23 protein-coding genes, 1 tRNA gene and 1 riboswitch are annotated in these 26,448 nt (G+C 72.2%); of the genes, 11 read left to right on the forward strand and 13 right to left on the reverse strand.

The window, feature by feature from the left end; genetic code table 11:
* The first annotated feature begins 82 nt into the window (after positions 1-82).
* The 6 genes from JI742_RS02735 (at position 83) to JI742_RS02760 (ending at position 8,138) form a co-directional block, all read left to right on the forward strand.
* Positions 83-1,804 (forward strand): NADH-ubiquinone oxidoreductase-F iron-sulfur binding region domain-containing protein, encoded by a 1,722-nt coding sequence (locus tag JI742_RS02735; protein ID WP_201823801.1) that lies wholly within the window; start codon positions 83-85, stop codon positions 1,802-1,804.
* Positions 1,801-4,683, forward strand: a complete 2,883-nt coding sequence (fdhF, locus tag JI742_RS02740) for a formate dehydrogenase subunit alpha (RefSeq protein ID WP_201823802.1) — start codon at positions 1,801-1,803, stop codon at positions 4,681-4,683. The genes JI742_RS02735 and fdhF overlap by 4 nt, the downstream gene beginning before the upstream one ends.
* Positions 4,684-4,900: 217 nt before the next feature.
* The gene (locus JI742_RS02745) at positions 4,901-6,055 is read left to right on the forward strand and encodes a methyl-accepting chemotaxis protein (protein ID WP_201823803.1); all 1,155 of its coding nucleotides are present in this window, start codon (positions 4,901-4,903) and stop codon (positions 6,053-6,055) included.
* A gap of 240 nt (positions 6,056-6,295) precedes the next feature.
* Positions 6,296-7,150: a PEP-CTERM sorting domain-containing protein gene (locus JI742_RS02750; RefSeq protein WP_201823804.1), complete on the forward strand. Its 855-nt coding sequence runs from the start codon at positions 6,296-6,298 to the stop codon at positions 7,148-7,150.
* Positions 7,105-7,428, forward strand: coding sequence for a DUF1840 domain-containing protein (locus JI742_RS02755; RefSeq protein ID WP_201823805.1), 324 nt, complete (start codon positions 7,105-7,107; stop codon positions 7,426-7,428). Before JI742_RS02750 ends, JI742_RS02755 begins: the two co-directional genes overlap by 46 nt.
* Before the next feature lie 2 nt (positions 7,429-7,430).
* A complete protein-coding gene (locus JI742_RS02760; protein ID WP_201823806.1) occupies positions 7,431-8,138 on the forward strand; it encodes a histidine phosphatase family protein in 708 nt (235 codons plus the stop codon).
* A gap of 31 nt (positions 8,139-8,169) precedes the next feature.
* Here JI742_RS02760 and ruvB read toward each other — a convergent pair whose 3' ends face one another.
* The 10 genes from ruvB to JI742_RS14015 all read right to left on the reverse strand — a co-directional run bounded on the left by ruvB (position 8,170) and on the right by JI742_RS14015 (position 17,788).
* Positions 8,170-9,234 (reverse strand): Holliday junction branch migration DNA helicase RuvB, encoded by a 1,065-nt coding sequence (gene ruvB / locus JI742_RS02765; protein ID WP_201823807.1) that lies wholly within the window; start codon positions 9,232-9,234, stop codon positions 8,170-8,172.
* 30 nt (positions 9,235-9,264) lie between these two features.
* Entirely contained in the window at positions 9,265-10,137 is an 873-nt protein-coding gene (locus JI742_RS02770; protein ID WP_201823808.1) for a general secretion pathway protein GspB, read from the reverse strand.
* Positions 10,138-10,208: 71 nt separating this feature from the next.
* A complete protein-coding gene (locus JI742_RS02775) occupies positions 10,209-11,849 on the reverse strand; it encodes an AAA family ATPase (RefSeq protein WP_201823810.1) in 1,641 nt (546 codons plus the stop codon).
* A gap of 28 nt (positions 11,850-11,877) precedes the next feature.
* Entirely contained in the window at positions 11,878-12,549 is a 672-nt protein-coding gene (gene pth, locus JI742_RS02780; protein WP_201823812.1) for an aminoacyl-tRNA hydrolase, read from the reverse strand.
* Between the two features lie 108 nt (positions 12,550-12,657).
* A complete protein-coding gene (locus JI742_RS02785; RefSeq protein WP_201823814.1) occupies positions 12,658-13,272 on the reverse strand; it encodes a 50S ribosomal protein L25/general stress protein Ctc in 615 nt (204 codons plus the stop codon).
* A 94-nt stretch (positions 13,273-13,366) separates the two neighbouring features.
* Positions 13,367-14,329: a ribose-phosphate pyrophosphokinase gene (locus JI742_RS02790; RefSeq protein WP_201823816.1), complete on the reverse strand. Its 963-nt coding sequence runs from the start codon at positions 14,327-14,329 to the stop codon at positions 13,367-13,369.
* Between the two features lie 92 nt (positions 14,330-14,421).
* Positions 14,422-14,498, reverse strand: a tRNA-Gln gene (locus tag JI742_RS02795).
* Positions 14,499-14,568: 70 nt separating this feature from the next.
* The gene (gene ispE, locus JI742_RS02800) at positions 14,569-15,426 is read right to left on the reverse strand and encodes a 4-(cytidine 5'-diphospho)-2-C-methyl-D-erythritol kinase (RefSeq protein ID WP_236676899.1); all 858 of its coding nucleotides are present in this window, start codon (positions 15,424-15,426) and stop codon (positions 14,569-14,571) included.
* 2 nt (positions 15,427-15,428) lie between these two features.
* Positions 15,429-15,974: an outer membrane lipoprotein LolB gene (locus tag JI742_RS02805; protein ID WP_201823820.1), complete on the reverse strand. Its 546-nt coding sequence runs from the start codon at positions 15,972-15,974 to the stop codon at positions 15,429-15,431.
* Positions 15,971-17,788 carry a tetratricopeptide repeat protein gene (locus JI742_RS14015; RefSeq protein ID WP_201823822.1) on the reverse strand — a complete coding sequence of 606 codons (1,818 nt, stop codon included), beginning with the start codon at positions 17,786-17,788 and terminating at the stop codon, positions 15,971-15,973. The genes JI742_RS02805 and JI742_RS14015 overlap by 4 nt, the downstream gene beginning before the upstream one ends.
* A gap of 52 nt (positions 17,789-17,840) precedes the next feature.
* On the opposite strand from JI742_RS14015, the gene mutM reads away from it, so the two are divergent.
* Both mutM and mutY read left to right on the forward strand, forming a co-directional pair.
* Positions 17,841-18,677, forward strand: a complete 837-nt coding sequence (mutM, locus tag JI742_RS02815) for a bifunctional DNA-formamidopyrimidine glycosylase/DNA-(apurinic or apyrimidinic site) lyase (protein ID WP_201823824.1) — start codon at positions 17,841-17,843, stop codon at positions 18,675-18,677.
* A gap of 28 nt (positions 18,678-18,705) precedes the next feature.
* Entirely contained in the window at positions 18,706-19,821 is a 1,116-nt protein-coding gene (mutY, locus tag JI742_RS02820) for an A/G-specific adenine glycosylase (RefSeq protein ID WP_201823826.1), read from the forward strand.
* 8 nt (positions 19,822-19,829) lie between these two features.
* Here the strand turns inward: mutY and ruvA are convergent, their stop codons facing one another.
* The 3 genes from ruvA to JI742_RS02835 are packed head-to-tail and all read right to left on the reverse strand — an operon-like array spanning position 19,830 to position 23,121.
* The gene (gene ruvA, locus JI742_RS02825) at positions 19,830-20,423 is read right to left on the reverse strand and encodes a Holliday junction branch migration protein RuvA (protein ID WP_201823828.1); all 594 of its coding nucleotides are present in this window, start codon (positions 20,421-20,423) and stop codon (positions 19,830-19,832) included.
* Positions 20,424-20,472: 49 nt separating this feature from the next.
* Positions 20,473-21,132, reverse strand: coding sequence for a response regulator (locus tag JI742_RS02830; RefSeq protein ID WP_201826319.1), 660 nt, complete (start codon positions 21,130-21,132; stop codon positions 20,473-20,475).
* A 57-nt stretch (positions 21,133-21,189) separates the two neighbouring features.
* On the reverse strand, positions 21,190-23,121 hold the full coding sequence (locus JI742_RS02835; protein ID WP_201823830.1) for a sensor histidine kinase: 1,932 nt from the start codon (positions 23,119-23,121) through the stop codon (positions 21,190-21,192).
* 70 nt (positions 23,122-23,191) lie between these two features.
* Here JI742_RS02835 and JI742_RS02840 point away from each other — a divergent pair, with 70 nt between their 5' ends.
* From JI742_RS02840 to ahcY, 3 genes are all read left to right on the forward strand, one after another.
* A complete protein-coding gene (locus JI742_RS02840; RefSeq protein WP_201823833.1) occupies positions 23,192-24,154 on the forward strand; it encodes a PhoH family protein in 963 nt (320 codons plus the stop codon).
* Between the two features lie 25 nt (positions 24,155-24,179).
* Entirely contained in the window at positions 24,180-24,656 is a 477-nt protein-coding gene (gene ybeY / locus JI742_RS02845; RefSeq protein WP_201823835.1) for an rRNA maturation RNase YbeY, read from the forward strand.
* Between the two features lie 100 nt (positions 24,657-24,756).
* A riboswitch (S-adenosyl-L-homocysteine riboswitch) is annotated at positions 24,757-24,848 on the forward strand.
* Positions 24,849-24,933: 85 nt separating this feature from the next.
* Positions 24,934-26,370, forward strand: a complete 1,437-nt coding sequence (gene ahcY / locus JI742_RS02850) for an adenosylhomocysteinase (protein ID WP_201823837.1) — start codon at positions 24,934-24,936, stop codon at positions 26,368-26,370.
* The last annotated feature ends 78 nt before the right edge of the window (positions 26,371-26,448 follow it).

The following is a 26,448-nucleotide window of genomic DNA, read 5'->3' on the forward strand; positions in this document are numbered from 1 at the left end:
GGTCCCATGTCCTGAATCAAATATGTTGAATCAAGCGCATGTCCGAGGCTGCTTTTCCTGAAGCCTTGCTTGGAGTCCGTCGATGAACGCCCCCATCATTCCCATCCTGCCGGCCGGCAAGGCCCGCATGCCCCGCAGCTCCGGCCCGAGGCCGGTGTCGGCCCAGGCCCTGGCCGAGGTCCGCGAGGCCCTGGGGGCTGGCGCCGACCTGACGCGCCGCGACCTGCTGATCGAGCACCTGCACGCGATCAACGACCGCTTCCTGCAACTGCGCACCGACCACCTCGCCGCCCTGGCCGAGTTGATGCGCATGTCGGTGACCGAGGTGCATGAGGTCGCGAGCTTCTATCACCACTTCGAAATCGTGCGCCCTGGCGCCGACGGCCACTACCCGGTGGCCGCTGCGCTGACCGTGCGCGTCTGCGACGGCCTGGCCTGCGAGATGGCCGGCGCGCAGGATCTGCTGGCCCGCTTGCCGCAGATCCTGGGCCGCGAGGTTCGCGTGATCCCCGCCCCCTGCATCGGCCGCTGCGAGCAGGCCCCGGCCGTCGCCGTGCACCAGCACCCGATCGCGAGCGCCACGGTCGAATCCGTGCAGGCCGCCGTGAAGGCCGGCGCCACCACCCACGAGCCCGCGCCCTACCAGGACCTGGCCGCCTACCGCGCCGCTGGCGGCTACGCCATGCTGACGGAATGCCTGACGGGCGTGCGCGATGTGGAATCGGTCATCCAGACGCTGGAGCACTCCGGCCTGCGCGGCCTGGGCGGCGCCGGCTTCCCGGCCGGCCGCAAGTGGCGCATCGTGCGCGGCGCCCCGGGCCCGCGCCTGATGGCGGTCAACATCGACGAGGGCGAGCCCGGCACCTTCAAGGACCGGACCTACTTGGAGCAGCACCCGCACCAGTTCCTTGAAGGCCTGCTGATCGCCGCCTGGGCGGTCGGCATCGAGGCCTGCTACATCTACCTGCGCGACGAGTACCACGGCTGCCGCGCCCTGCTCGAACGCGAGCTGGCCGCGCTCAAGGCCACGCCGCCGCTGCCGGCTGGCCACACGCTGCCGACCATCGAGCTGCGCCGCGGGGCCGGCGCTTACATCTGCGGCGAAGAGTCCGCGATGATCGAATCGATCGAGGGCAAGCGCGGCATGCCGCGGCTGCGGCCGCCCTACGTGGCGCAGGTCGGCCTGTTCGGCCGGCCGACGCTGGAACACAACTTCGAGACGCTCTACTGGGTGCCCGCCCTGCTGCAACGCGGCGCCGACTGGTTTGCCAGCCAGGGCCGCCACGGCCGCAAGGGCCTGCGCAGCTTCTCGGTCAGCGGCCGGGTGGTGAAGCCGGGGGTGCACCTGGCGCCGGCCGGCATCACCTTGCAGGAACTGGTCGACGAGTACTGCGGCGGCATGCTGCCGGGCCACACGCTCTATGCCTACCTGCCGGGCGGCGCCTCGGGCGGCATCCTGCCGGCGGCGATGGCCGACATCCCGCTGGACTTCGACACCCTGCAGCCGCACGGCTGCTTCATCGGCTCGGCCGCGGTGATGGTGCTGTCCGACCAGGACAAGGTCACCGACGCCGCGCGCAACCTGATGGCCTTCTTCGAGCACGAGAGCTGCGGCCAGTGCACCCCCTGCCGCGCCGGCACGGCCAAGGTGCGCGAGCTGATCGCCCAGCCCGTCTGGGACCGCGAACTGATCGCCGACCTGTCGCAGGTCATGCGCGACGCCTCCATCTGCGGCCTGGGCCAGGCTGCGCCCAACCCGGTGGACTGCGTCATCAAGTACTTCCCGCAGGAGCTGTCCGCATGAACGCCCGCACCCCCGACGCCGCGCTGACCGAAGCCCTGCCCACGGTCGAGTTCAGCCTCAACGGCCAGACCGTGCAGGCCCGCGAGGGCCAGACGATCTGGGCCGTCGCCAAGGCCCAGGGTGTGGAGATCCCGCACCTCTGCCACAAGGAAGGCCTGGCCCCCGCCGGCAACTGCCGCGCCTGCGTGGTGGAAGTCGCGGGCGAGCGCACCCTGGCCGCATCCTGCTGCCGTGCCGTGGCGCCCGGCATGAAGGTCGAGACCGAGAGCCCGCGCGCGCTCAAGTCGCGCGCCCTGGTGCTGGAGCTGCTGCTCAGCGATGCCGGCGCCACGACCGATGTGCACACCAAGGCCTCCGAGCTGAGCGCCTGGGCGGCCAAGGCCGGTGTCACCGAAAGTCGCTTCCCGGCGCGCGAGGCGCATTACGCCGAGCCCGACCTGAGCCACCCCGCCATCGCCGTGAACCTGGATGCCTGCATCCAGTGCACCCGCTGCCTGCGCGCCTGCCGCGACATCCAGGGCAATGACGTGATCGGCCTGGCCCTGCGCGGCCCGCACGCCAAGATCAGCTTCGATGCGGACGCGCCGCTCGGCGAATCGTCCTGCGTGGCCTGCGGCGAATGCGTGCAGGCCTGCCCCACCGGCGCGCTGATGCCGGCCCGCGGCGCCGGCCTGGCCACCATCACCAAGCAGGTCGATTCGGTCTGCCCCTTCTGCGGCGTCGGCTGCCAGTTGCGCCTGCATGTGGGCCCGGCCAAGGAGAGCGAGCCCGAGGGCGCCGAGCGCGTGCACTACGTGACCGGCCTGGACGGCCCGGCCAACCACGGCCGCCTGTGCGTCAAGGGCCGCTACGGCTTCGACTACATCCATCACGCCAAGCGCCTGACCACGCCGCTCGTCCGCCGTGCCGGGGTGAAGAAGGACCCGGCCGACATCGACCGCGTCAAATCCGGCGAGCTGCCGCTGGAGGCCCTGTTCCGCCCCGCGAGCTGGGACGAGGCCCTGGACCTTGCCGCCGGCGGCCTGAAGGCGATCCGCGACGAGGCCCTGGCCGCCGGCCTGCACGGCCGCGCCATCCCGCTGGCCGGCTTCGGCTCGGCCAAGGGCAGCAACGAGGAGGCCTACCTCTTTCAGAAGCTGGTCCGCCAGGGCTTCGCGACCAACAACGTCGACCACTGCACCCGGCTCTGCCATGCCAGTTCGGTCGCGGCGCTGCTGGAAGGCGTGGGCTCGGGCGCGGTCAGCAACCCGGTGGCCGATGTCGAGAAGGCCGAGCTGATCTTCCTGATCGGCGCCAACCCGGTGGTCAACCACCCGGTGGCTGCGACCTGGATCAAGAACGCGGTCGACCGCGGCGCCAAGCTGGTCATCGCCGACCCGCGCCGCAATGCCCTGAGCCGCCGCGCCGCCTGGCACCTGGCCTTCCGCCCGGACACCGACGTGGCCCTGCTCAACGGCCTGCTGCACGTGATCATTGCCGAGGGCCTGGTCGACGCCGGCTTCATCGCCGAGCGCGTGCGCGGCTACGAGGCGCTCAAGGCCTCGGTGGCCGAATCGACGCCCGAGCGCATGGCCGAGATCTGCGGCATCGACGCCGACACGATCCGCGCCGTGGCCCGCGCCTTCGCCACCAGCAAGGGCTCGATGATCCTGTGGGGCATGGGCGTCAGCCAGCATGTGCACGGCACCGACAACGCGCGCGGCCTGATCGCCCTGTCGATGATCACCGGCCAGATCGGCCGGCCCGGCACCGGCCTGCATCCCCTGCGCGGCCAGAACAATGTGCAGGGCGCGTCCGACGCGGGCCTCATCCCCATGATGCTGCCCAACTACCAGCGCGTGGCCGAGGCCGGCGTGCGCGCCAGCTTCGAGCAGCTCTGGGGCGAGGGCCTGCTGCCGCGGCTGGAGGCCGAGCCCGGCCTGACCGTGGTCGAGATCATGCACGCCGCCAGCGAGGGCAAGATCCGCGGCATCTATGTCGAGGGCGAGAACCCGGCCATGTCCGATCCCGACCTCAACCATGCCCGCGCGGCCCTGGCCAGCCTGCAGCATCTGGTGGTGCAGGACATCTTCGCGACCGAGACCGCCATCCTGGCCGACGTGATCCTGCCCGCCTCGGCCCATGCCGAGAAGTGGGGCAGCTACACCAACACCGACCGCCTGATCCAGCCCGGCCGCCCGGCCACCCAGCCGCCCGGTGATGCCCGCCAGGACCTGTGGTCCATCGAGCAGATCGGCCGCCGCCTGGGTCTGCCCTGGGCCTACTGGACGGCCGCCGACGGCAACGGCCATGCCGCGGCCGAGGCGCCGGTGGCCCGCGTCTACGAAGAGATGCGCCAGGCCATGGAGCCGCTGGCCGGCGTGCCCTGGAGCCGCCTGGTGCGCGAGAACGCGGTCATGACCCCGGCCGCGCGCGAGGATGCGCCCGGCGAAGCCATCGTCTTCATCGATCGCTTCCCGACCGACGACGGCCGGGCCCACCTGGTGCCCACCCGCTTCGCCGCCGGCCCCGAGGCCCGCGATGCCGACTACCCCCTGGTGCTGACCACCGGCCGCGTGCTGGAGCACTGGCACACCGGCGCCATGACACGCCACGCCAGCATGCTGGAGGCCATCTCCCCGGCGCCGCTGGTGCAGATGCATCCGCTGGATGCGGCGCCGCTGGGCATCGTCGACGGCGCGACCGTGCGCATGGCCACCCGCCATGGCGCCGTCGAGGCCATCGCCGTGCTGACGCCCGAAGTGCAGCGCGGCCAGGTCTTCATGGCCTTCGCCTACTGGGAGGCCGCGGCCAACCGCCTGACAGGCGACGCGCTGGATGCCGTCGCCAAGATCCCGGGCTTCAAGGTGACGGCGGTCCAGGTGCAGCCGGCCGGCTGAGCCCCGGGCCGGGGCGGGCGGACCGCGCGTCCACCCGCCCCCGGGCAAACCCCTGAAGACGACATCTGCACCGGCGGCGGGTCTCAAGTCCGCCGATGGTCCGGCCGATGAGCGATCTACGCTCGTCTTGCCCCCTTGACCGGCTGCCCACGGGCCCCGGCCAGGGAACACACCGTCTTCACCACCCGGACTGCCGATGCAGCAGGGGGAGCCCGCCATGTTCAAGCTGCACAACTACCGCCTGACCGTCCGCATCGGATCGGGCTTCCTCATCCTCACCCTACTGTTCGCCGTGCTCGGCGGCCTGGGCCTGCTGGCGCTCACGCGCATGGAAGCCGTACTGGCGGCCGGCCAGGCGGCCGCGGGCGTCGAGCAGGCGGCCCTGCTGCGGCGGCTGATCACCGGCGTCTTGATCGTCTCGATGCTGACCGCCCTGGGCATGGCCTGGGCCACCCATGTCAGCTTCAGCCGCCCGGTCGAGCAGGTGGTCCAGATGGTTTCGCGCATTGCCGGGGGCGACCTTGCCACCCGCATCGAAAGCCATGGCCGCGACGAGTTCGCCTGGCTCCACCACGAGCTGAACGCGATGCGCAAGAAGCTTCAGCATGCGCTCAGCGAGGTGCGCAGCTCGGCCGAACAGGTCGAGGCTGCGTCCAGCGAGATCGCCTCGGGCAACAACGACCTCTCGGCCCGAACCGAGACCCAGGCCGGCAGCCTGCAGCAGACCGCCAGCTCGATGATGCAGCTCACCGGCACCGTCAAGCAGAACGCCGACAGCGCCCGCCAGGCCAATGAGCTGGTGATGGCCGCCAGCGACGTGGCCAGCCGCGGCGGCCAGGTCATGAGCCAGGTGGTCGCGACCATGCAGGCCATCAACGGCAGCGCGCAGAAGATCAACGACATCATCGGCGTGATCGACGGCATCGCCTTCCAGACCAACATCCTCGCGCTCAATGCCGCGGTGGAGGCGGCCCGGGCCGGCGAGCAGGGCCGCGGCTTCGCCGTGGTGGCCGGCGAGGTGCGCAACCTCGCCCAGCGCAGCGCGCAAGCCGCCAAGGAGATCAAGACCCTGATCGGCGATTCGGTCGACCGCGCCAGCGACGGCGCCCGCCAGGTCGACGAGGCCGGCGCGACCATGCAGGAGATCCTGCGCAGCGTGCAGAAGGTCACGTCCATCATGGGCGAGATCCGCCATGCCAGCGAGGAGCAGTCGGCCGGCATCCAGCAGATCAACCAGGCCATCGACCAGATGGACGGCGTGACCCAGCAGAACGCCGCGCTGGTCGAGCAGGCCGCGGCGGCCGCCGGCTCGCTGCGCGAACAGGCCCAGAAGCTGACCGGTACCGTCGCCGTCTTCCGCCTGGCGGCCTGAACCGCCCGGGGCGCAGCACCCGCCGCGGGGGAGGTGCCCCGGGGCATTTGCCCCAGGGCCCAGGCAGATGCCCCAGCTTGCACGACCGGCCGGGCGCGCGGGAGCGCGGTCGCCGGCCTGTCGGCAGGGCGGGCCGCTGGGCGCCCGCCCGCTTCCGGCGACCGGGTCCCGGAGGCCGGGGGTGCCCGGTCCGCGCGCCCGCATCTTGCGACACCGGGGCATCCCCTCCCGGAGTCCCCCATGCCCTCGACCCTTTCCAAGCCCCCCGCGCCCGCGGCCCGTCGCGCCCAGCCCCTGCCGGGTCGCGCCCTGCTCGCGGCCCTGGGGCTGAGCATTGCGGCCCTGGTCCCGCCGGTCCAGGCGGCGCCCATCGCCAGCCTGTCGGCCACCAGCGACTGCCCGGCCCTGTCCGCGGGCTGCAACCAGCAGACCGTCGACGAGATTCCCTTCGGCAGCCTGCTCATCCAGGCGCCCGGCAACCCTGGCGATCGCAATCTGGATGTGTTCGCCCTCGACCTGGACCTCTTGCTGAGCGCCACGCCCGATGCCCAGGCCCTGATCGACAGCGACCAGGCCAACTTCAACGTCTCGATCACCGCCGCGGTGCAAACGACCGACCCGATGGCCCCGGAGACCTACTTCAGCAGCTTCAGCTACACCCTGTCCGCCTTTCCCGGGGCGCCGGCCTTCACCTCGGCCAATGTCTTCACCCTGGCCACCCAGGGCAGCACGGTGCAGAACGACTTCGTCGACCTGGCGCCGCTGGGCACGCTCAGCCTGCCGCTGCGGATCGAGCTGCCGGCCCTGTTCGGCCAGCTTGCCGGGGCCCAGTACCAGGTCGATGCCTCGGTCTTCGTCCTGTCGGCCACGCCCGGCCTGAGCCTGACGGCCAAGCTCGACCTGCTGGGCTTCCAGGCCCCGACCGCGCCGGTGCCCGAGCCGGGCACCTGGGGCCTGATGCTGCTGGGCCTGGCCGCCCTCGGCGCCGCCCGACGTCGCACGGCGCTGCGCCGCACAATCCGAGGCATCCCGATCACCGAGGAGGCCTCATGCTCTACGTCTTCAAATCTGCCGCAACCGCAGACCTGCGGATGACCCAGGTGCACGGCGAGGGCGTGCTGCGCGCCCTCGGCCGCGAGCCTGCACCCCAGGGCATCGTCCTGCCCGAGCAGGTGCCGCCGGCCCTGGCCTCCCTGGACGCTGCCATCGTCGAAGAGGAAGCCGCCTTTGCCGCGCTCGAAGAGGCCGCCCGGGCCGAGGGCGGCCCCCTGCCCCAGCGCCCCGCGGTGATGCTGCGCCAGCGCGCCTGGCCGCTGCGCCAGGCGCTGGAGCGCGCCGCGGCCGCGGGCAAGCCGCTGGTCTGGGGGGTCTGAGCATGAGTGCCCGCGAACGCTGCGAGACCGGGCCTGTCCTCCGCCCGGCCGTGCCCGGCGAGGCCTGCCGGGTGCTCGTCATCCGCCACGGCGAGACCGACTGGAATGTCGGCAGCCGCATCCAGGGCCAGATCGACATCGGCTTGAACGACCGTGGCCGCTGGCAGGCCGCCCGCCTGGCCGAGGCCCTGCGCGACGAGCCCATCGACGCGATCTATGCCAGCGACTTGCAGCGCGCCTGGCACACGGCCGAGGCCCTGGCCGCCGTCGGCCTGCCGCAGCCGCGCGCCGAGCCCGGCCTGCGCGAGCGGCATTTCGGCATCTTCCAGGGCCTGGCCTGGGACGAGATCGCCGAGCAGCATCCCGAGGCCCATCGGCGCTGGAAGACGCGCGATCCGGCCTTCGGCCCCGAGGGCGGCGAGAGCCTGGAGGTCTTCTATGCGCGGGTGACCGCCGTGGCCGAGCGCCTGCTGGCCCCGCATCCGGGCCAGACGGTGGCCTTGATCGCCCACGGCGGCGTGCTCGACTGCCTCTACCGCGCAGCCGCCCGGGTGGCCCTGAGCGCGCCCCGCGGCTGGACCCTGCCCAACACCGGGGTCGGCCGTCTCGTGCACAGCTCCGAAGGCCTGGCTTTGCTGGGCTGGGCCGACACCCGCCACCTGGACGAGCAGGCCGGCGCGGACGACGCCACCGTCGGTCCCGCGGCCTGAGGCCCGGCGGCCCGGGCCGGCCGCTGCCGGCTCAGCCGCCCTCGGCGAACAGGCCGCCGGTCGCCGCCGGCGGCGTCAGGCCCAGGTGGCGCCAGGCGGCCAGCGTGGCCACCCGGCCGCGCGGCGTGCGCTGCAGATAGCCCTGCTGGATCAGGTAGGGCTCGATCACATCCTCGATCGTGCCGCTCTCTTCGCCGATGGCAGCGGCCACGTTGTCGAGGCCGACCGGCCCGCCGTCGAAGCGGTGGATCACCGCCTCCAGCAGCTTGCGGTCCATCAGGTCGAAGCCCTGCGGGTCCACGTCGAGCATGGCCAGGGCCTTGTCGGCCAGCGGTGCGTCGATGCGGCCGTCGCCCTTGACCTCGGCATAGTCGCGCACCCGGCGCAGCAGGCGGTTGGCGATGCGCGGCGTGCCGCGGCTGCGGCGCGCGATCTCCTGCGCGCCGGCCGCATCGATCGGCGCATTCAGCAGGCCGGCCGAGCGGGTGACGATGCGCGCCAGCTCCTCCGGCGTGTAGAACTCCAGCCGCGCGACGATGCCGAAGCGGTCACGCAGCGGGTTGGTTAGCATGCCGGCGCGGGTGGTCGCGCCCACCAGGGTGAAGGGCTGCAAGTCGAGCTTGATGCTGCGCGCGGCCGGGCCCTCGCCGATCATGATGTCGATCTGGTAGTCCTCCAGCGCGGGGTAGAGGATCTCCTCGACCACCGGGCTCAGGCGGTGGATCTCGTCGATGAACAGGACGTCGTTGGCCTCCAGATTGGTCAGGATAGCGGCCAGGTCCTTGGGCTTCTCCAGCACCGGGCCGCTGGTCTGGCGCAGCTTCACGCCCAGCTCGGCCGCGATGATGTGGCTCAGCGTCGTCTTGCCCAGGCCCGGCGGGCCGAACAGCAGCACATGGTCCAGGGCCTCGCCGCGCTTGCGGGCGGCGTCGATGAAGATCTCCAACTGCTCACGCGCCTTGGCCTGGCCCACATAGTCTTGCAGCAGGCGCGGGCGCAGCGCACGCTCCAGCGCCTCCTCCTGCCGCGAGGCGGGGGCCGGCGTGATCAGCCGCCCGGCCGGGGCCGGTGCGAAGTCGTCGGTGTGGATGCTCACGAGGGTTCCGGATGGCGAGGCAGGAGTGTCTCAGGGCCGCAGCGCATGCAGGCCGCCCTGCCAGCGCAGCAGCACGACGCCGGGCTCGATGCGCTCGATCTGCACGCCCTCCGCCACCCGGTCGCCCTCATGCCGGATCTGGCCGTTGACGATCAGCAGGCGGCTGGCCGGATCCTCCGCATGCACGACCCCGTCGATGCGCTGGCCCTGCAGGGCGGCTTGCAGGCCGGCCGGCTGCTCGCGCAGCGGCCGGGCGGCCGGGGCGGGCGCGACCGGCGGGGCGGGCGTGGCCCCGGGCGAGGGGGCTGCCGCCAGCGGGGCCGTGGCGGCAGCGGCTGCGACGGGGGCCGGCCCGGCCGCCGGCATGCGCGCCGGCGCCGGCCGGGCCAGCGTCTCGGTCGGGCCGGGCGCCGGGCGGGCGGTGTCGCTTGGGCCGGCGACCGGTCCGGCGGCTGGAGCGGCGGGGCCGGCGGGGGCGGGCGCTGGGGCACGGGCGCGCGCGGGCGGCGCGGCGGCGCCCGGGCCGGGCGCGGGCGGCAGGTCGAAGGGCAGGGCCTGGAAACCCGTGCCGGCGCCGGGGACGGTGCTGGGCATGCGGCCGGGTGGCGGGGGGCTGTCCGCGGGCAGGCTGGGCGCGGCGGGGGAGATCGGCGCCAGGCTGCGCGGCGCGGCGGCCTGGGCGGGCGCTTCGGCTTGCGGTGCGGCATCCGGCCAGAAGGCCCAGGCCAGCACGGCGACCAGGCCGGCCCCGCCCAGGCTGGCCAGCAGCAGGCCGGGGCGCAGGCCGGCCCCGGGCGCGGCCTGCGGCGGCGGCGGCAGCCGGGTCACCGCATCGCGGCTGGGGGCCTGGCCGCGCTGGCGCTCGGCTTCGGCGCGGCGCAGGGCATCGAGGATGGTGGACATGGCGGCAGTGGGGCGACGGCTCGGCGCGGAAGGGGAAGGACGCGGGGGTGGGGCGGCTTCGTGCCCGTCGCTCAGGGCGCGGCCCGGCGGTCGAGCCGGGGTTCGGGCAGGTCGAGGGCGCGGTTGAGCTGCATCAACGTCAGCGGACCGATCAGGCCGTCGGCGGGCAGGCCCTGCTGGCGCTGGAAGGCGCGCACCCGCTCGCGCAGGCTGCTGCTGGCCGGCAGGCTGCCGCCCAGCTCGGGCGCCAGGCGGATGAAGGCCTGTTCGATCTGCGCTTCGTCAAAGCCCAGGCCCGGGCCGCGGTAGCCCGGCGTGGGTCGCCAGAGGGTGAGGAAGCTCAGCCGCCCGGCTGCCGCCAGACGGTCGGCGGGCAGGGTGAAGCGGCCTTGCGCGCTGTCGATCTCGGCGCCGTCCTCCGTCCAGCCGCGCAGCAGCACGGTTTCGCTCGGGCCGCCGCCGCTGCGGCGCAGCGTCAGCAGGCCGGGCCGGTCCAGCCGGCGCAGGCTTTCGGCGCGCAGTTCCAGCCGCTGGCAGCGCAGGCCCTCGGCCTGCACGGCTTCGCAGGGCTCGGCACCGGCCAGGCGGGTTGGCGGCAGCTTCCAGCGCTGGGCCAGGGCGGCCCAGAGCGGATCGGCCGGGGCGTCGGGCGCCGGCGAGGCGGCGGCGCTGCTGGCCCCGGCCCCGATCCCGGCGGCTGGCATTGATCGGGCCGCGTCGGATGCGGAGGCGGGCCCGGGAGCCGAGGCGGTCCTGGCCAAGGCCGCCGGGGCCGCGGGCGGGGTCGCCTCGCCCGCCGGCCCCAGACCGCGGCCCAGCCCCCAGCCCAGGGCCAGCATCAACAGCAGGCCCAGGCCGGTGGCGATCGTTCGCCCGCGCCCACCCAGGCGCTGCACGGGGCGGGCCAGCACCTCGGCGGCGGCCCGGTCGACGGTGGGTGCATCGACCTGCACCTGCTCGGCCGCATAGGCGGCCAGCAGGGCGCGGTCGGCCAGCAGATTGATGCGGCGCGGCACGCCGCCGCTGTGGCGGTGGATGCGTCGCAGCGCGTCGGGCGTGAAGGGGCTGGCGCCGCGCGCGCCGGCGATCGCGAGGCGGTGGGCGATGTACTGGCGCGTCTCGGCCTCGGTCAGCGGGCCGAGGTGGTAGCGGGCGATCACGCGCTGCGCAAGCTGCTCCAGCTCGGGCCGGGCCAGCAGCTCGCGCAGCTCGGGCTGGCCGATCAGCACGATCTGCAGCAGCTTGCGCTCGCGCGTCTCCAGATTGGTCAGCAGCCGCAGTTGCTCGAGCACGGCGGCGTCGAGGTTCTGGGCTTCGTCGATCACCAGCACGGCCTGGCGGCCGGCGGCATGGCCTTCGAGCAGGAAGGCGTTCAGCGGGTCGATGCAGCCCTTGACCGTGGCCTCGCCGGGCGGCGGATGCGGCAGGCCGAATTCCTCGCAGACCGTGGTCAGCAGTTCGACGACGCTGAGCTTGGGGTTGAAGATGTAGGCGACCCGGCAGTGCGCCGGCATCTGTTCGAGGAAGGCGCGGCAGACGGTGGTCTTGCCCGCGCCGATCTCGCCGCTGAGCAGCACGACGCCGCCGCCGCTGTCCAGGCCATAGAGCAGATGGGCCAGCGCCTCGCGATGGTGATCGCTGAGGTAGAGGAAGCGCGGATCGGGGGCGATCGAGAAGGGCGGGTGCTCAAGCCCGAAGTGGCGCGCGTACATGGGCCCGAGCATAGCGAGCCCGCGCGACTCAGCCCGCCGGGCCCTCGTCGGCTACCGGCGCCTTGCCGGCGGCCGGTGGCGGGGCGGCCGGCCGCGGCGGCTTGGGCCGGGGAGGCTTGCTGGTGTGCAGCAACTGGGTGGCCTGGGTCATGTTCCCGCCGAGCAGGGCCGGCAGGGCCAGGCTGGCGCGGATCACCGAGGCTTCGATGGCCTCGCGCTGCGGCGAGGGCGGCTTGCCCAGCACATAGCCCGCCACCGCGGCCTTGTCGCCGGGATGGCCGATGCCGATGCGCAGCCGCCAGTAGTCGCCCGTGCCAAGCTGGGCGTGGATGTCGCGCAGGCCGTTGTGACCGGCATGGCCGCCGCCGAACTTGAGCTTGAGCTCGCCGGGCGGCAGGTCCAGCTCGTCATGGGCCACCAGGATCTCGTCGGGCGCGATCTTGAAGAAGCGCGCCAGCGCGCCGACCGACTTGCCCGAGAGGTTCATGAAGGTCATCGGCGCGAGCAGCCAGACCGGACCTTCGACGCCCGGCAGCGGCCGCGCGACCCGCGCGACATTGCCGAAGTGGCCGCGCTCGGGCACCAGGTGGGTCTTGAGCTCGCGCGCCACGGCGTCCAGCCACCAGAAGCCGGCGTTGTGGCGGGTGGCCTCGTACTCGGGGCCGGGATTGCCCAGGCCGACCAGCAGGCGGATCGTCATCGGGGGACCTTTTCAGGAAAGGGCGGCGGGCCGCAAAGCAAGAAGCCCCGGCAGGCCGGGGCTTCTGGACGCGCGAAGGATCGCAGCGGCCCGCGGGCCGCCGTCGATTTACTTCTTGCCCTTCTTCTTCTCCGGGGCCGGGGCGGCGGCCACGATGATGACTTCCGCGACCGGCTCGACCACCGACAGGATCGGGGGGTTCTTCTTGCCGTGGGTCAGGACCTTGGCATCGGCCGGCAGCTTGACGTCCTCGACGTGCAGGGTCTGGCCCTTGACCACGTTCGACACGTCCACCTCCAGGAACTCGGGCAGCTTCTCGGCCAGGCACTCGATGTGGATCTCGTGGGCGATGGGGTTCAGCGTGCACTTGTCCAGCTTGACGGCCGGCGAGTTCTCGCCGCCGACGAAGTGCAGCGGCACCTTCTTCTTGATGCGGGTGGTCGCATCGACGCGCTGGAAGTCCACGTGCAGGATCAGCGGCTTGAAGGGGTGGTACTGCACGTCACGCAGCAGGACCTTGGTGGTGGTGCCGGCCAGTTCCATCGCGAGGATGGACGAGTGGAAGGCTTCCTTCTTCAAGGCGTGGAAGAGCGCGTTGTGGTCCAGCTCGATGACGGCAGGCTCTCCGGCACCGTAGACGATGCCGGGGGTGCGGCCGGTGTTGCGCAGGCGGCGGCTCGCTCCGGTCCCCTGCTTCTCGCGCGCGAAGGCAACGAAGTTCATGGTGATGCTCCAGTGTGGAGGGAGACCCGCGACCAGGCCCCCCGGGTGAAGCGGCGACGCGGCAGGCTGCCGCGCCATCGCTGAAACGGTCGGATCAGAAGTTGTTGTTCTGTTCCGAGAAGAGGGAGGTGACCGATTCGCCGTCCGAGATGCGGCGGATGGTCTCGGCAAACAGGAAGGCCACCGAGAGCTGGCGGATCTTGGGCGTCGCCTTGGCCTCGGCGCGCAGCGGGATGGTGTTGGTGATCACCACCTCGTCGAGCTGCGAGGCCTTGATGCGCTCGATCGCCGGGCCGGAGAAGACCGGGTGCGTGCAATAGGCCAGCACGCTCTTGGCGCCGCGGTCCTTGAGCACCTCGGCCGCCTTCACCAGCGTGCCGGCGGTGTCGATCATGTCGTCCATGATCACGCAGTTGCGGCCCTGGATGTCACCGATCACATGCATGACCTCGGACACATTGGCGGCCGGACGGCGCTTGTCGATGATGGCCAGGTCGGTGTTGAGCTGCTTGGCCAGCGCGCGGGCGCGGACCACGCCGCCCACGTCAGGCGAGACCACGATCAGGTTGTCGTGGTTGCGGCTTTGCAGGTCCGACAGCAGCACCGGCGAGGCGTAGATGTTGTCGACCGGGATGTCGAAGAAGCCCTGGATCTGGTCGGCATGCAGGTCCATCGTCAGCACGCGGTTCACGCCGACGACTTCGAGCATGTTGGCGACGACCTTGGCGCTGATGGGCACGCGGGTCGAGCGCGGGCGGCGGTCCTGGCGGGCGTAGCCGTAATAGGGAATCACCGCGGTGATGCGGCCGGCGGACGCCCGCTTCAGCGCATCGACCATGATGAAGAGCTCCATCAGGTGCTCGTTCGTCGGCGCGCAGGTCGGCTGCACGACGAAGACATCGCGGCCGCGAACGTTCTGCGCGATCTCGACGGTGACTTCGCCGTCGGAGAAGTGGCCGACCTCGGCCTTGCCCAGTTCGATGCCGAGATGACCGGCGATCTCCTGCGCGAGGGCGGGGTTGGCATTGCCGGTGAAGAGCACGGTGTTCGAGAGCATCGCTTCTCCGATTCGAGGCGGGCGGGCCGGGACGAGCGCGGGACCCTCAGCAACGACAAAGCGCCCCGAAGGGCGCCATGTCAGACGAACTTTGGCAGGGGAGGAAGGACTCGAACCCTCGCATGTCGGAATCAAAATCCGATGCCTTAACCAACTTGGCGACTCCCCTACACCGGTCCCCGCTTGCGCGTGAACCTGAACCTGTCGCCGGACTGGAGCCTGCCCGGGCCGGGTCGCGATCAGCTCGCGAAGTCCAGCAGCGGATGGTGATCCAGGCCCCGACCCAGCCACCCCGACCACCCGTCCGGCAGTTCCTTGAGGATCTGCCGGGCCCGGGCCGCCTGGGCCTCCGAACCGATTTCCGCAAACACCGCGCTGCCCGAGCCCGTCATGCGGCTGTGCGTGCCGCATTGAGCTGCAAGCGCCACGGCCTCCTGCACTTCGCTGCTGTAGGCCATGGCTGGCCCCTGCAGATCGTTGTGCCTGAACCCGGTGGGGTCTGCAAGAAAGTCCAAGAGTGTAGCCACTTTCGTGTTTCGTCCCAAGAGCGGGCTGGCAAAAATGGCCGCCGTCGGCACGGCGATGGGGGGTTTAAGCAACAGCCAGCGCTGGGGCGGCAGGGCGATGGCCTGGAGCTGCTCGCCGATGCCTTCCACCCAGGCATTGCGACCGCCAATGAAGAATGGCACGTCCGCCCCCAGGCCCAGGGCCAGGGCGGCCAGGCGTTCGCGGGGCCAGTGCAGGCCCCAGAGGCGGTTCAGCCCGAGCAGCACCGTCGCGGCGTCCGAACTGCCGCCGCCCAGGCCCGCGCCCCAGGGCAGGCGCTTCTCGATCGTGAGGTCCGCGCCCAGCCGCGTGCCGCTGGCCTGTCGCAGCGCACGGGCGGCGCGCAGGCAGAGGTCGTCCGGCGGCAGGGCCGGGCCCAGGTCGTGGCGCTGCAAGCGGCCGTCGTCACGGCATTCCAGGTGCAGGGTGTCGCACCAGTCGACCAAGGCAAAGACAGATTGCAGCAGGTGATAGCCGTCGGCGCGCCGGCCGGTCACATGCAGGAAGAGGTTGATCTTGGCCGGCGCCGGCAGATCGAAGAGCGCGCGCAAGCTCACGGCGCAGCGGCGCCCTCGGCCTCCAGCCGCACGCGCAGGCGCAGCAGCGGCGGCGCCACGCGCTGAAGCTCGATGCGGCCCTCGGCCTGGCGGCTCAGGTCGATGCGCCAGCCCATCTGCTGGAAGCCACCCGGCAGCGCATCGCTGAAGCCCAGCGGACTGGGCCGGCCGCGCAGCCAGTCAGGCAGGGCTTCGAGCGGCACGGATTCGCCCAGGGCATGCCGGGCCAGATCGTCGAGATCCTCATAGTCGTGATCGCCCTGGGCATCGCGCAGCCAGACGCGGCCGGGCTGCCAGCGCGCCTCGGCCAGGCGGCTGCCCAGCGGGCTGTTGAGCACGAAGAGGCCTTGCTCGGCCGTGCCCTCCAGGGCGAAGCTGGCGCTCAGCGACTGCGGCACCTCGCCCTGGCTGACCAGCGCGAAGCGGCCGCTCAGGCTCTGCGGCGCGCTCAATCGCGGCGGGCTGGCGCAGCCTGCCGTCAGGCCCGCGGCGAACAGCAGGCCCAGCAGCGCGCGTCGCCGGACGGGAAGGCCCAGGCTCACAGGCTGATCTTCAGGCGCTGCAGCGTTTCCTTGAGCACCTCGTTGGCCGCGTCACGCTGCTTGACTTCGCGCCAGATCCGCTCGGCCTCGTCGCGCCGGCCCATCACCCACAGCACCTCGCCCAGGTGGGCGCCGATCTCCGGATCGGGTCGCGAGCGGTAGGCCGATTGCAGGGCATCGAGCGCTTCCTGGTGGCGACCCATGCGGTAGGCCACCCAGCCCAGGCTGTCGAGCAAATAGGGCTCGCCGGGCGCCAGTTCCAGCGCACGCTGGATCAGGGCCTGGGCCTCGGGCAGGCGGGTGTTGCGATCGGCCAGGGTGTAGCCCAGCGCGTTGTAGGCATGGTGGTGCTTGGGCTGGAGCTGGATGACCTTGCGCAGCAGGCTCTCCATCTCCTCGTAGCGCTGGCGCTTCTCCGACAGCATGGCGCGCTCGTAGAGCAGGTCCACATCGTCGGGGAAGAGTTCGCCCGCGCGCTGCAGCACGGCGTCGGCCTGGTCCCAGCGCTTGGCATCGCGCAGCAGGCTGGCCTCGGCCATCAGCTTGCCGCGGGCGGCTTCGGGCGAGTCGGCCGGCAGTTCCTGTAGCAGGCGGCGGGCGCCGTCGACATCGCCCCGCTGGGCCATGAGTGCCGCGCGGCGGCTTTGCAGCAGCAGGGGCGGCACCTCCTCGATGCGGTCCAGCCAGGCTTCTGCGGCGGGCAGGTCGCCGCGCTTCTCGGCCACCTGGGACAGGACCATCATGGCCTGGCTGCGCTGGCGGCGCAGCTCGCTGCGCGGGTCGGGGCGGCCCTCGGCCTCGTCCGGGCCGGGCGTGGCCGGGTGGCCCTGGGGCAGGGCGGCGCTGTTCTCGCTGCGGCTGAGGAATTCCTGCAAGGTCCGTTCGGATTCGGGGTACTGGCGCAGCTCGAACTGCAAGGCGCCCAGGGTCAGCCAGGATTCGGTCAGGTCCGGGGCCTCGCGCGTCACCGTTTGCAGCAGCTCCAGGGCTTCGCCGTGCCGCTCCTGGCCGGCCAGGCCGCGGGCGTAGATCAGGCGCACGGCATTCAGGGTGGAGCCGCCACCCGCCGACTGGGCCTTGAGGTAGCGCTGCACCATGGGCTCGGCCACCGGCTGCGCCCGGGCCATCAGTTCCAGGGCCAGCAGCACGGCGCCCTCGCTCTGCGGCTGGAGCAACTGGGCGGCGTTCAGCGCGGCCAGGCTGTCCTCGACCCGGTCGGCGCCGAGCCGCGCGCGCGCCACCGCCACCCAGGCCGCTGCGGCCACGGCCGGGTCGGCCTGCTTCTGGTAGGGCGCGACCACCCGCTCGACCACTTCGACGATGGTTTCGGGCTTGGCCCCGCGGCCCAGGGTGCGCGGCAGGGCGAGCAGGCCGCCGGCCAGGTCGCCGGGCGGGATCAGGCCCAGCAGGGTCTTGAGCGGTTCCGTGGTGTCGCCCGCTCGGTTCAGCGCGATGAGCAACTGCACTTCGTAGCGCAGGGCGTCCAGCGACTTCGGCGCGGCCAGCCTCCAGGCCTGCACGGATGCCAGGGCCTGGTCGCCCGCCCGCGCCTCGACGGCGATGTCGGTCGCGCGGCGGAACAGCGATTCCTCCTTGCTGCGCCGGGCCGCATCCAGCAGCAACTGGTAGGCCGCGCCCGGGTTCTCGGCCCGCAGTTCCAGTTCGCCGATCAGGATCAGGTGGAACAGCTCGCCGCTCAGCGCCGAGTTCTCGGCCTTCGCCGGCTTGGCCGGTTCGGCGGCCCAAGCAGGGCTTGCACCCAGCGTGGCGCCGGCCATCAGCAAGGCAAGAACGGGGCGGCGCAACTTCTGCATGGGGACTCCAGGGATTCCAAAACGATTCTAGGTGGGCCGGGATAATCCCCCGATGCCCGAGTTGCCCGAGGTCGAGACCACCCGCCGAAGCCTGCTCGGCGCTCTGCCCGGGGCCCGGATCCAGTCCGTCCGCCTGGGCCTGCCTCTGCGCTGGCCGCTGGGCTGCACGGCGCAGAACCTGGTCGGCCGCAGGTTGCTGGACGTGCAGCGACGGGGCAAATACCTGTGGCTGCCGCTGGCCGTCCCGCCGGGCGAGGTGGAGGACGGCTTGTTGATCCATCTCGGCATGTCCGGTTCACTCGCCTTCGGCGCGCTGCCGCCGTCCGGCCCCTGGGACCATGTCGAGATCGCCACCGACCGCGGCCTGCTGCGCCTGACCGACCCGCGCCGCTTCGGCTCGGTCTGCTGGTCGCCGGCGATCGACCAGGGCCTGGCCGGCGAGCGCCTGGCCGGCCTGGGCATCGAGCCCTTCGACCCCGGCTTCGGCGGCGCGCTGCTTCGCGCACGCTGGAAGGACAAGCGCGTCGCCATCAAGCAGGCCCTGCTGGCCGGCGATGCGGTCGTCGGCGTGGGCAACATCTATGCAAGCGAGGCCTTGTTCGCCGCCGGCATCGACCCGCGCACGCCCGCCGGCCGCCTCGGCCCGCTGCGCTGCGAGCGCCTGGCCGGCGCGGTGCGGGCCGTGCTCGGCCGCGCGCTGGACCTGGGCGGCAGCACCCTGCGCGACTTCAAGGACGCGCACGGCATGGACGGCGCCTTCCAGAACGAGGCCCAGGTCTACGGCCGCGAGGGCCAGCCCTGCAGCCGCTGCGGCCCGGCCCGGCGCGTGCAGCGCATCGTGCAGGGCCAACGGGCCACTTACTTCTGCCGCGGCTGCCAGCGGCCTTGAGCCGCGCCGCCCGCCTGCCCCCGCCGCCATGTCCGAAGACCGCCCTGCCGTCGGCCGCCTGCGCGAAGCCGTCGCCCCCTGCGAGTCGCCCGCCCTGGCGGACTGGCCCGCCACCGTCGTCGCCTGGCAGCGCCGCCACGGCCGCCATGCCCTGCCCTGGCAGGCCACGCGCGATCCCTACCGGGTCTGGCTGTCGGAGGTCATGCTGCAGCAGACCCAGGTCAAGACCGTGCTGGCTTACTACGGCCGTTTCCTGGCGCGCTTCCCGGATGTGCAGGCCCTGGCCGCCGCGCCGCTCGACGAGGTGCTGGCCGCCTGGGCCGGCCTGGGCTACTACCGCCGCGCCCGCCTGCTGCATGCCGGCGCGCAGGCCGTGGTGGCCGAGCACGGCGGCTGCTTCCCGGCCACCGCCGCGGGCTTGCAGGCCCTGCCGGGTATCGGTCGATCGACGGCTGCGGCCATCGCCGCCTTCTGCTTTGGCGAGCGGGCCGCCATCCTCGACGGCAATGTCAAGCGCGTGCTGGCGCGCGCCTTCGGCCTGGGCGAACCGCTGCAGGGCGCGGCGGCCGAGCGCCGGCTCTGGGCCCGCGCCGAGGCCCTGCTGCCCCCGGCCCCGCAGGACATGCCGGCCTACACCCAGGGCCTGATGGATCTGGGGGCCACCGTCTGCACGCCGCGCTCGCCGGCCTGCGTGATCTGCCCGCTGGCCGACTGCTGCGTGGCCCGCGCCCAGGGCCGGCCCGAGGCCTATCCTCTGCGCGGCCCGCGCTTGCAGCGCGGTCGCCGCGAGCACCACTGGCTGTGGCTGGTCGCGCCCGACGGCGCGGTCTGGATGCAGCAGCGGCCCGCCGAGGGCGTGTGGGCGGGGCTCTGGACCCTGCCGCTGATCGAAGGCGAGACTGCGCTGCAAGGCCTGCTCGACACGCTTGCCGCGGGCCTCGGCCAGCCCCTGCGGGCCGAGCTGCAACCCACCCTGCATCACGCCCTGACCCACTTCGACTGGGTGCTGCACCCCCGCCGACTTGAGCTGCCGGCCCGGCCGGCCGCCCTGCCCGAGGGCCTGGCCGACGGCCGCTGGCAGCCGCCCTCGGCCTGGGCCGGCCTGGCCCTGCCGGCGCCGCTGAAGAAGCTGCTCGCTGCCTGAGCCCGGCCTCAGCCGGCCAGGCTGCGCAGCGCGCGGCGGATGCCATCGGCCACGCTGCTGCCGGCGGGCAGGACCTTCACGGCGGCCTGGGCCTCGCGCTCGCTGTAGCCCAGGGCGATGAGGGCTTGCAGGATGTCGGCCTGCGCCTCGGCCGAGCCGTCGCCGGCGGGTGCCAGGCCGCCGGCCGGCAGCTCCAGCACCGGGGCGATCTTGCCCTTGAGCTCCAGCAGCAGTCGCTCGGCCGTCTTCTTGCCGATGCCCGGCACCTTGACCAGGCGGCTCGCATCCTGGCGGGCCACGGCCTGAGCCAGGTCCTCGACCGACAGGCCCGAGAGCAGCGCCAGCGCCATCTTCGGCCCGACGCCGCTGATGCGGATGAGCTGGCGAAAGCTGCTGCGCTCGGCTTCGCTGAGGAAGCCGAAGAGCAGTTGCGCGTCCTCGCGGACGATGAAATGGGTGCGCAGCGTCACCGGCTCGCCCAGGCCGGGCAGCAAGTAGAAGCTGGACATGGGCACATCGACCTCGTAGCCGACGCCCTGCACCTCGACGAGCACCTGCGGCGGCGTCTTGGCCAGCAGCAGGCCGCGGAGCTGGCCGATCATCGCAACACTCCCCCGGCAGGCGGCCGGCGGCGGAAGGGGGCCGCGCGCATCAGCGGCGGAACAGGCCCAGGCGCTGCGCTTCCAGCGCGGCCTCGGCGCGCGAGCTCACATTGAGCTTGCGGTAGATCTGCTTGACGTAGTCGGCGATGGTGTGGCGCGACAGGCCGAGCTGCACGCCGATCTCCGGCAGGGTGAAGCCCTTGGCCACGCGCAGCAGCACCTCGGTCTCGCGTTCGGTCAGCGAGACATTGGGCACCGGGTTGGCCGCCTGGGCCGGCCCGCCCTGGGCCTGCTTGGTGAAGTACTGGATCACCCGCCGCGCGATCGAGGGCGAGAGCGGCGGCTCGCCCTGGGCGATGCGCTGGAGCTGCTCGGTGATCTGCTGGCGCGACTGCTCCTTCAGGATGTAGCCGAAGGCGCCCGCCTGCAGGGCCGGGAACAGATGCTCGTCGTCGTCGTGAATGGTCACGACCACCGGCCGCGCATCGGGCTGCACATCGCGCAGCACGGCGACCACGTCGGTGCCCGAACCGTCGGGCAGGCCCAGGTCGACCAGGGCCAGCTCGAAGCGGTGGGTGCCGATGAGCTGGCGCGCATCCTGGACCCGCGCCGCCTCGCTGATGATCGCGTCCGGATAGACCTGGGCGACCAGGGCCTTCATCCAGGCACGGATCTCGGGCAGGTCTTCGAGCAGCAGGATGCGGCGCACGGTGTCCATGGCCTGACTCTAGCAGCGGCCCGTCCCGGGGCGGCGCGGCCCGGGGGGTCAGAGCGGGATGGTCAGGCGGATGGCCGTGCCGTAGCCCGCGCCGGTCTCGAAGAGGCACTGGCCCTGCATCTGCTTGGCGCGGTTCTTCATGCTGCTGACGCCGTGGCCGCGATCGAGCGGGCCGTCGAGCTGCACGGGCATGCCGCGGCCGTTGTCGTGGATGAGGATGTGCAGGTCGGCGTCCAGGCTGCAACGCACCCGGCACAGCGAGGCCCCGCTGTGCTTGATGATGTTGCTGACCGCCTCGCGCAGGATGCGCGTGGTCTGCACATAGGTGCGGGCCGACAGCGTGCGCGGCAGCTCGGGTTCGTCGCCCAGCCAGTCGACCTGGATGCCGGCCTCGCCGAGCCGGCCCACCGTCTCGGAACGCCAGTCGGCCAGGGCATCGCCGAGTTGCACCGCCTTGCCGGCCAGGCCGCGCACCGACAGGCGCATCTCCTCCAGCGCCTCGCGGGCCAGGGTGGAGATGCGCTCGTCGCCGCTGGTGTGCACGATGGTCAGCAGCTTGGCGCCCAGGTCGTCATGCAGGTCGCTGGCGATGCGCTTGCGCTCGCGCTGGGCCATCAGCTCGGCGCGCTGGTCGGCCTGGTCGGCATGCAGGCGCTCGGCCTCGATCACCGCCTCGCGCACCCGGGCGTCGACGCTGCGGCGGCTGTCCTTGGCCTGGCGCAGGGCCTGCATCCACAGGGTCGAGGCATGCACGGCCAGGGCCATCAACACCAGCGGCAGGGCCAGGTGCAGGGGTTGCACGGTCGGGATGTCCAGGGCCCGGTCCTGGATGCCGACCTCGATCAGCAGCACCAGGATCATGGCCGCCAGGCCCAGGGCCATGGCCAGGAAGTCGCGGCCCTGGGTGAGCCAGCTCGCCCTCAGGTAGATCAGCGAGGCACCGATCACCTCGGCCACCAGCAAGGCGTAGACGGCCGCGGCGATGGCGAAGCGATGCTGCGGCCCGGCGATCGCGAAGGCCGCCGGCACCAGCAGCACTTGCAGCCAGAGCAGGGCGTCGCGCCGCGAGGGGCCGATGCCGGCCTGGCGCAGCAGGAACTGCACGCCGCAGATGCCGACCGGCACGAGAACGCAGGTCCACAGCACCTCGCTGGCCCAGAGCGGCAGGCCGGTGTCGGTCCAGCCCGGCCGGGCGCTGAGCGCGGCAGCGCCCAGGCCCACGCAGCCCAGGTAGGCCAGGGCCGGCAGGCGTTGCATCCAGCCCAGGCCGAGGGCGAAGACGCCGGCCAGCAGCAGCATCAGCGCCATCGCCAGCCCGAGGGTGACGTTCCAGAAGCGGTGGCGGTCGAGCAGGGCCAGCAGTTGCTCCTGCGGGCCGAGCACGATCTCGGACAGGCCGGCGGCGCGCTGCCGCGCCGTCACCTCGCCCAGGGCATGGCCGACCACCGCGATCTCCAGCCGGTTGCCCCGGTCGAGCAGCAGGGCCGGGGGCAGGCTCAGAAGCTGAGCCTGGTAGCACAGCACCGAGTAGGGTGGGACGAGCCGCCCGCCCTGGTGCAGCAGGCCGCCGTTGAGCCACACCGTGTAGCTGGAGCAGACCCGCGGGATGTAGAGCCCCGGCAAGCTCGATGCCAGGCCGGCGAGCGAGGGCAGATCGAAGCGGTACCAGGCCGTGCCGCTGTGGCCCGGCCGGCTGGCGGCCCATTCGTCCGGCAGCGCGATGGCGCTGTAGCGGGCCGCGGCGGGTGGGGTCAGGGCAGCGGGCGCGTCGGGCCGCTCGGCCTGCCGGGGCACCGTCGTCGTCTCGGCCGCGCGCAGCACGATCAGCGGCTTCTTGACGGCCGCGAGGGAGACACCGGCCCGCCCGCCCCCCGCATGCGCCGCGCCCTGCATCAGCAGGGCAAGCACCATGGCGACCAGCAAGCAGCCCGCAGCCAACCAGCCGACACGGGCAGGGCGGGCGGGGGGCGGCACGGGCATACGGGCATTGTGCCCAGCGCAGGGGGCCGCGCCCGCCGACAATCGGCCGCCGCCCTCGCCCGAACCTGCCGTGATCCTGCGCCACGCCTTCATCCCCCCGGACAACACCCGGCTGGCCCACCTCTGCGGCCCGCTCGACGAGCACCTGCGCCGCATCGAGTCCGCGCTGGGTGTGCGGATCAGCCGCCGCAACGAGAGCTTCCGGGTCGAGGGGCCGCGCGGCGCGGCCGAGTCGGCGGTGGCCTTGCTGCAAAGCTTCTACCCGCGCGCGGCCCGGCCCATCCCGCCGGAGATGCTGCAACTCGCCCTGGTCTCGGCCCAGCGTGGCGAGACCACGCCCGATCCGGCCGAGGATCCGGAGGCCCTGGTGCTGCGCACCCGCCGCAGCGACCTGGCCGGCCGCACGCCCAACCAGATCCTCTACTTGCGCAACATCCTTGCGCACGACCTCAGCTTCGGCATCGGCCCGGCCGGCACCGGCAAGACCTTCCTGGCCGTGGCCTGCGCCGTCGATGCGCTGGAGCGCAACCAGGTCCAGCGCATCGTGCTGACCCGCCCGGCCGTCGAGGCCGGCGAGCGCCTGGGCTTCCTGCCCGGCGACTTGGCGCAGAAGGTCGATCCCTACCTGCGCCCGCTCTATGACGCGCTCTACGACCTGATGGGCTTCGACCGGGTGAGCAAGGCCTTCGAGAAGGGCACGATCGAGATCGCGCCGCTGGCTTTCATGCGCGGCCGCACGCTCAACCATGCCTTTGTCCTCCTTGACGAGGCGCAGAACACCACGCCCGAGCAGATGAAGATGTTCCTGACCCGGCTGGGCTTCGGCAGCAAGGCCGTGGTCACCGGCGATGTCAGCCAGATCGACCTGCCCAAGGGCACCGAAAGCGGCTTGATCGAGGCCGAACGCGTGCTGCGCCGCGTGCGCGGCCTGGCCTTCACGCGCTTCGGCTCGGCCGATGTGGTGCGCCATCCGCTGGTGGCGCGCATCGTCGAGGCCTACGAATCCGACGGCCGGCTCGGCCCGGCCGTTTGAGCCCTGCTGTGTGAGCCCCGCCGCCATGCCCCGCCCGCCCGCCCGCCCGTCGCTGCAACTCTCGCTGCAATTCGCCGATGCCCGCCACCGCGCCCTGCTGCCGCGCCATCTGGTGCAGCGCTGCCTGCGTGCGGCGCTGGAGGCGCCCGCCGCGCTGACCGTGCGCATCGTCGGTGCCGAGGAAGGCCAGGCCCTGAACCGCGACTACCGCGGCAAGGATTACGCGACCAATGTGCTGACCTTCGCCTACGGCGAGGACGAGACCGACCCGGACGGCCCGCCGCTGAGCGCCGACCTGATCCTTTGCGCGCCGGTCGTCGAGGCCGAGGCCGAGGCCGCCGGCCGGCCGCTCGTCGCGCATTACGCGCACCTGCTGGTCCACGGCGCCCTGCATGCCCAGGGCTGGGACCATGAACTGGAAGACGAGGCCGAGGCCATGGAGGCGCGCGAATCGGCCCTGCTCACCGCCCTGGGCTGGCCCGACCCCTACGCCGCACGCTGAGCCGCGGCCCCGGCCGTGCAAGCTGACACGAACCGCGGGCCGCTGCGCAGGGACATTCGGGATTTCACCCGGGCGGGCGCCGAGGCCCCTAGAATCCGTCTCGTTCGAGGAGCGTTGCAACCGTCCCCCCGCCCCCCGGGTGGCTGACGGCCAGGCTCGAACCCTTCTTCAAGGCAACGGCGCTCACCCGCAGACCCCTGCCTGGTGAGCGTCGAACCCCGCGTCCTGCGGGTGGGCCTTCCGGGTGGCTGTCGCGGTGAATCCCACCGGAGCTCCCATGAACGCACCCGTCAATACCGCCATCCTCCAAAAGGATTTCCACGTCGCCGACCTGTCGCTGGCCGACTGGGGCCGCAAGGAAATCAAGATCGCCGAGACCGAAATGCCCGGTCTGATGGCCATCCGCGAAGAGTTCGCGAAGAGCCAGCCGCTCAAGGGCGCGCGCATCACCGGCTCGCTGCACATGACCATCCAGACCGCCGTGCTGGTCGAGACCCTGCAGGCCCTGGGCGCCCAGGTTCGCTGGGCCTCGTGCAACATCTTCTCGACCCAGGACCATGCCGCTGCCGCGCTGGTCGCCGCCGGCACCCCGGTCTTCGCCTACAAGGGCGAGACCCTGGCCGACTACTGGGACTACACCCATCGCATCTTCGAATTCGGCGCCGCCGGCACCGAAGGCGAAGGCCCGAACATGATCCTGGACGACGGCGGCGACGCGACGCTGCTGATGCACCTGGGCAAGAAGGCCGAGAAGGACCTGTCGGTGCTGGACAACCCGGGCAGCGAGGAAGAGGTCTGCCTCTTCACCGCCATCAAGGCCAAGCTGGCGCAGGACGCGACCTGGTACAGCCGCAAGAGCGCCCAGATCCTCGGCGTGACCGAGGAGACCACCACCGGCGTGCTGCGTCTCAACGAGATGTCGGCCAAGGGCACGCTGATGTTCCGCGCCATCAACGTCAACGACAGCGTCACCAAGAGCAAGTTCGACAACCTCTACGGCTGCCGCGAATCGCTGGTCGACTCGATCAAGCGCGCCACCGACGTGATGATCGCCGGCAAGATCGCCGTGGTCGCCGGCTACGGCGATGTGGGCAAGGGCTCGGCCCAGGCCCTGCGCGCGCTGAGCGCCCAGGTCTGGGTGACCGAGATCGACCCCATCAATGCCCTGCAGGCCGCGATGGAAGGCTACAAGGTCGTGACCATGGAGTACGCCGCCGACAAGGCCGACATCTTCGTGACCGCCACCGGCAACAAGAGCGTGCTGCGCTACGAGCACATGGCCGCCATGAAGGATGAGGCCATCGTCTGCAACATCGGCCACTTCGACAACGAGATCGACGTGGTCTCGCTCGAAGGCCTGGTCTGGGACGAGATCAAGCCGCAGGTCGACCACATCACCTTCCCGGACGGCAAGAAGATCACCCTGCTGGCCAAGGGCCGCCTGGTCAACCTGGGCTGCGCCACCGGCCACCCCAGCTTCGTGATGTCGTCGAGCTTCGCGAACCAGACGATCGCCCAGATCGAGCTGTTCACCAAGCCCGAGGCCTACGAGGTGGGCAAGGTCTATGTGCTGCCCAAGCACCTCGACGAGAAGGTGGCCCGCCTGCACCTGAAGAAGGTCGGCGCGCAACTGACCGAGCTGACCGACGAGCAGGCCGCCTACATCGGCGTGAAGAAGGAAGGCCCGTACAAGGCCGACACGTACCGGTATTGAGCCCCCCCTACGGCCTTCGGCCGCCCCCTCAAGGGGGCGACGCGGGTGGACCGGCGGAGCCGGATCTACCGCTTCTGT

Origin of the sequence: Piscinibacter lacus (assembly GCF_016735685.1) — a bacterium.
GTDB classification, from domain to species: Bacteria; Pseudomonadota; Gammaproteobacteria; order Burkholderiales; family Burkholderiaceae_C; genus Aquariibacter; species Aquariibacter lacus.

Excerpts from the sequence above, each read along its gene's own strand:
- JI742_RS02735 (WP_201823801.1), top strand. The coding sequence starts at position 83 with ATGAACGCCCCCATCATTCCCATCCTGCCGGCCGGCAAGGCCCGCATG.
- JI742_RS02790 (WP_201823816.1), bottom strand. The coding sequence starts at position 14,329 with ATGCTCTCGAACACCGTGCTCTTCACCGGCAATGCCAACCCCGCCCTC.
- mutY (WP_201823826.1), top strand. The coding sequence starts at position 18,706 with ATGTCCGAAGACCGCCCTGCCGTCGGCCGCCTGCGCGAAGCCGTCGCC.
- pth (WP_201823812.1), bottom strand. The coding sequence starts at position 12,549 with ATGACGATCCGCCTGCTGGTCGGCCTGGGCAATCCCGGCCCCGAGTAC.
- JI742_RS02745 (WP_201823803.1), top strand. The coding sequence starts at position 4,901 with ATGTTCAAGCTGCACAACTACCGCCTGACCGTCCGCATCGGATCGGGC.
- JI742_RS02755 (WP_201823805.1), top strand. The coding sequence starts at position 7,105 with ATGCTCTACGTCTTCAAATCTGCCGCAACCGCAGACCTGCGGATGACC.
- JI742_RS02770 (WP_201823808.1), bottom strand. The coding sequence starts at position 10,137 with ATGTCCACCATCCTCGATGCCCTGCGCCGCGCCGAAGCCGAGCGCCAG.
- ruvA (WP_201823828.1), bottom strand. The coding sequence starts at position 20,423 with ATGATCGGCCAGCTCCGCGGCCTGCTGCTGGCCAAGACGCCGCCGCAG.
- JI742_RS02835 (WP_201823830.1), bottom strand. The coding sequence starts at position 23,121 with ATGCCCGTGCCGCCCCCCGCCCGCCCTGCCCGTGTCGGCTGGTTGGCT.
- fdhF (WP_201823802.1), top strand. The coding sequence starts at position 1,801 with ATGAACGCCCGCACCCCCGACGCCGCGCTGACCGAAGCCCTGCCCACG.
- JI742_RS02775 (WP_201823810.1), bottom strand. The coding sequence starts at position 11,849 with ATGTACGCGCGCCACTTCGGGCTTGAGCACCCGCCCTTCTCGATCGCC.
- JI742_RS02760 (WP_201823806.1), top strand. The coding sequence starts at position 7,431 with ATGAGTGCCCGCGAACGCTGCGAGACCGGGCCTGTCCTCCGCCCGGCC.
- ybeY (WP_201823835.1), top strand. The coding sequence starts at position 24,180 with ATGCCCCGCCCGCCCGCCCGCCCGTCGCTGCAACTCTCGCTGCAATTC.
- JI742_RS14015 (WP_201823822.1), bottom strand. The coding sequence starts at position 17,788 with ATGCAGAAGTTGCGCCGCCCCGTTCTTGCCTTGCTGATGGCCGGCGCC.
- JI742_RS02785 (WP_201823814.1), bottom strand. The coding sequence starts at position 13,272 with ATGAACTTCGTTGCCTTCGCGCGCGAGAAGCAGGGGACCGGAGCGAGC.
- ahcY (WP_201823837.1), top strand. The coding sequence starts at position 24,934 with ATGAACGCACCCGTCAATACCGCCATCCTCCAAAAGGATTTCCACGTC.
- JI742_RS02750 (WP_201823804.1), top strand. The coding sequence starts at position 6,296 with ATGCCCTCGACCCTTTCCAAGCCCCCCGCGCCCGCGGCCCGTCGCGCC.
- mutM (WP_201823824.1), top strand. The coding sequence starts at position 17,841 with ATGCCCGAGTTGCCCGAGGTCGAGACCACCCGCCGAAGCCTGCTCGGC.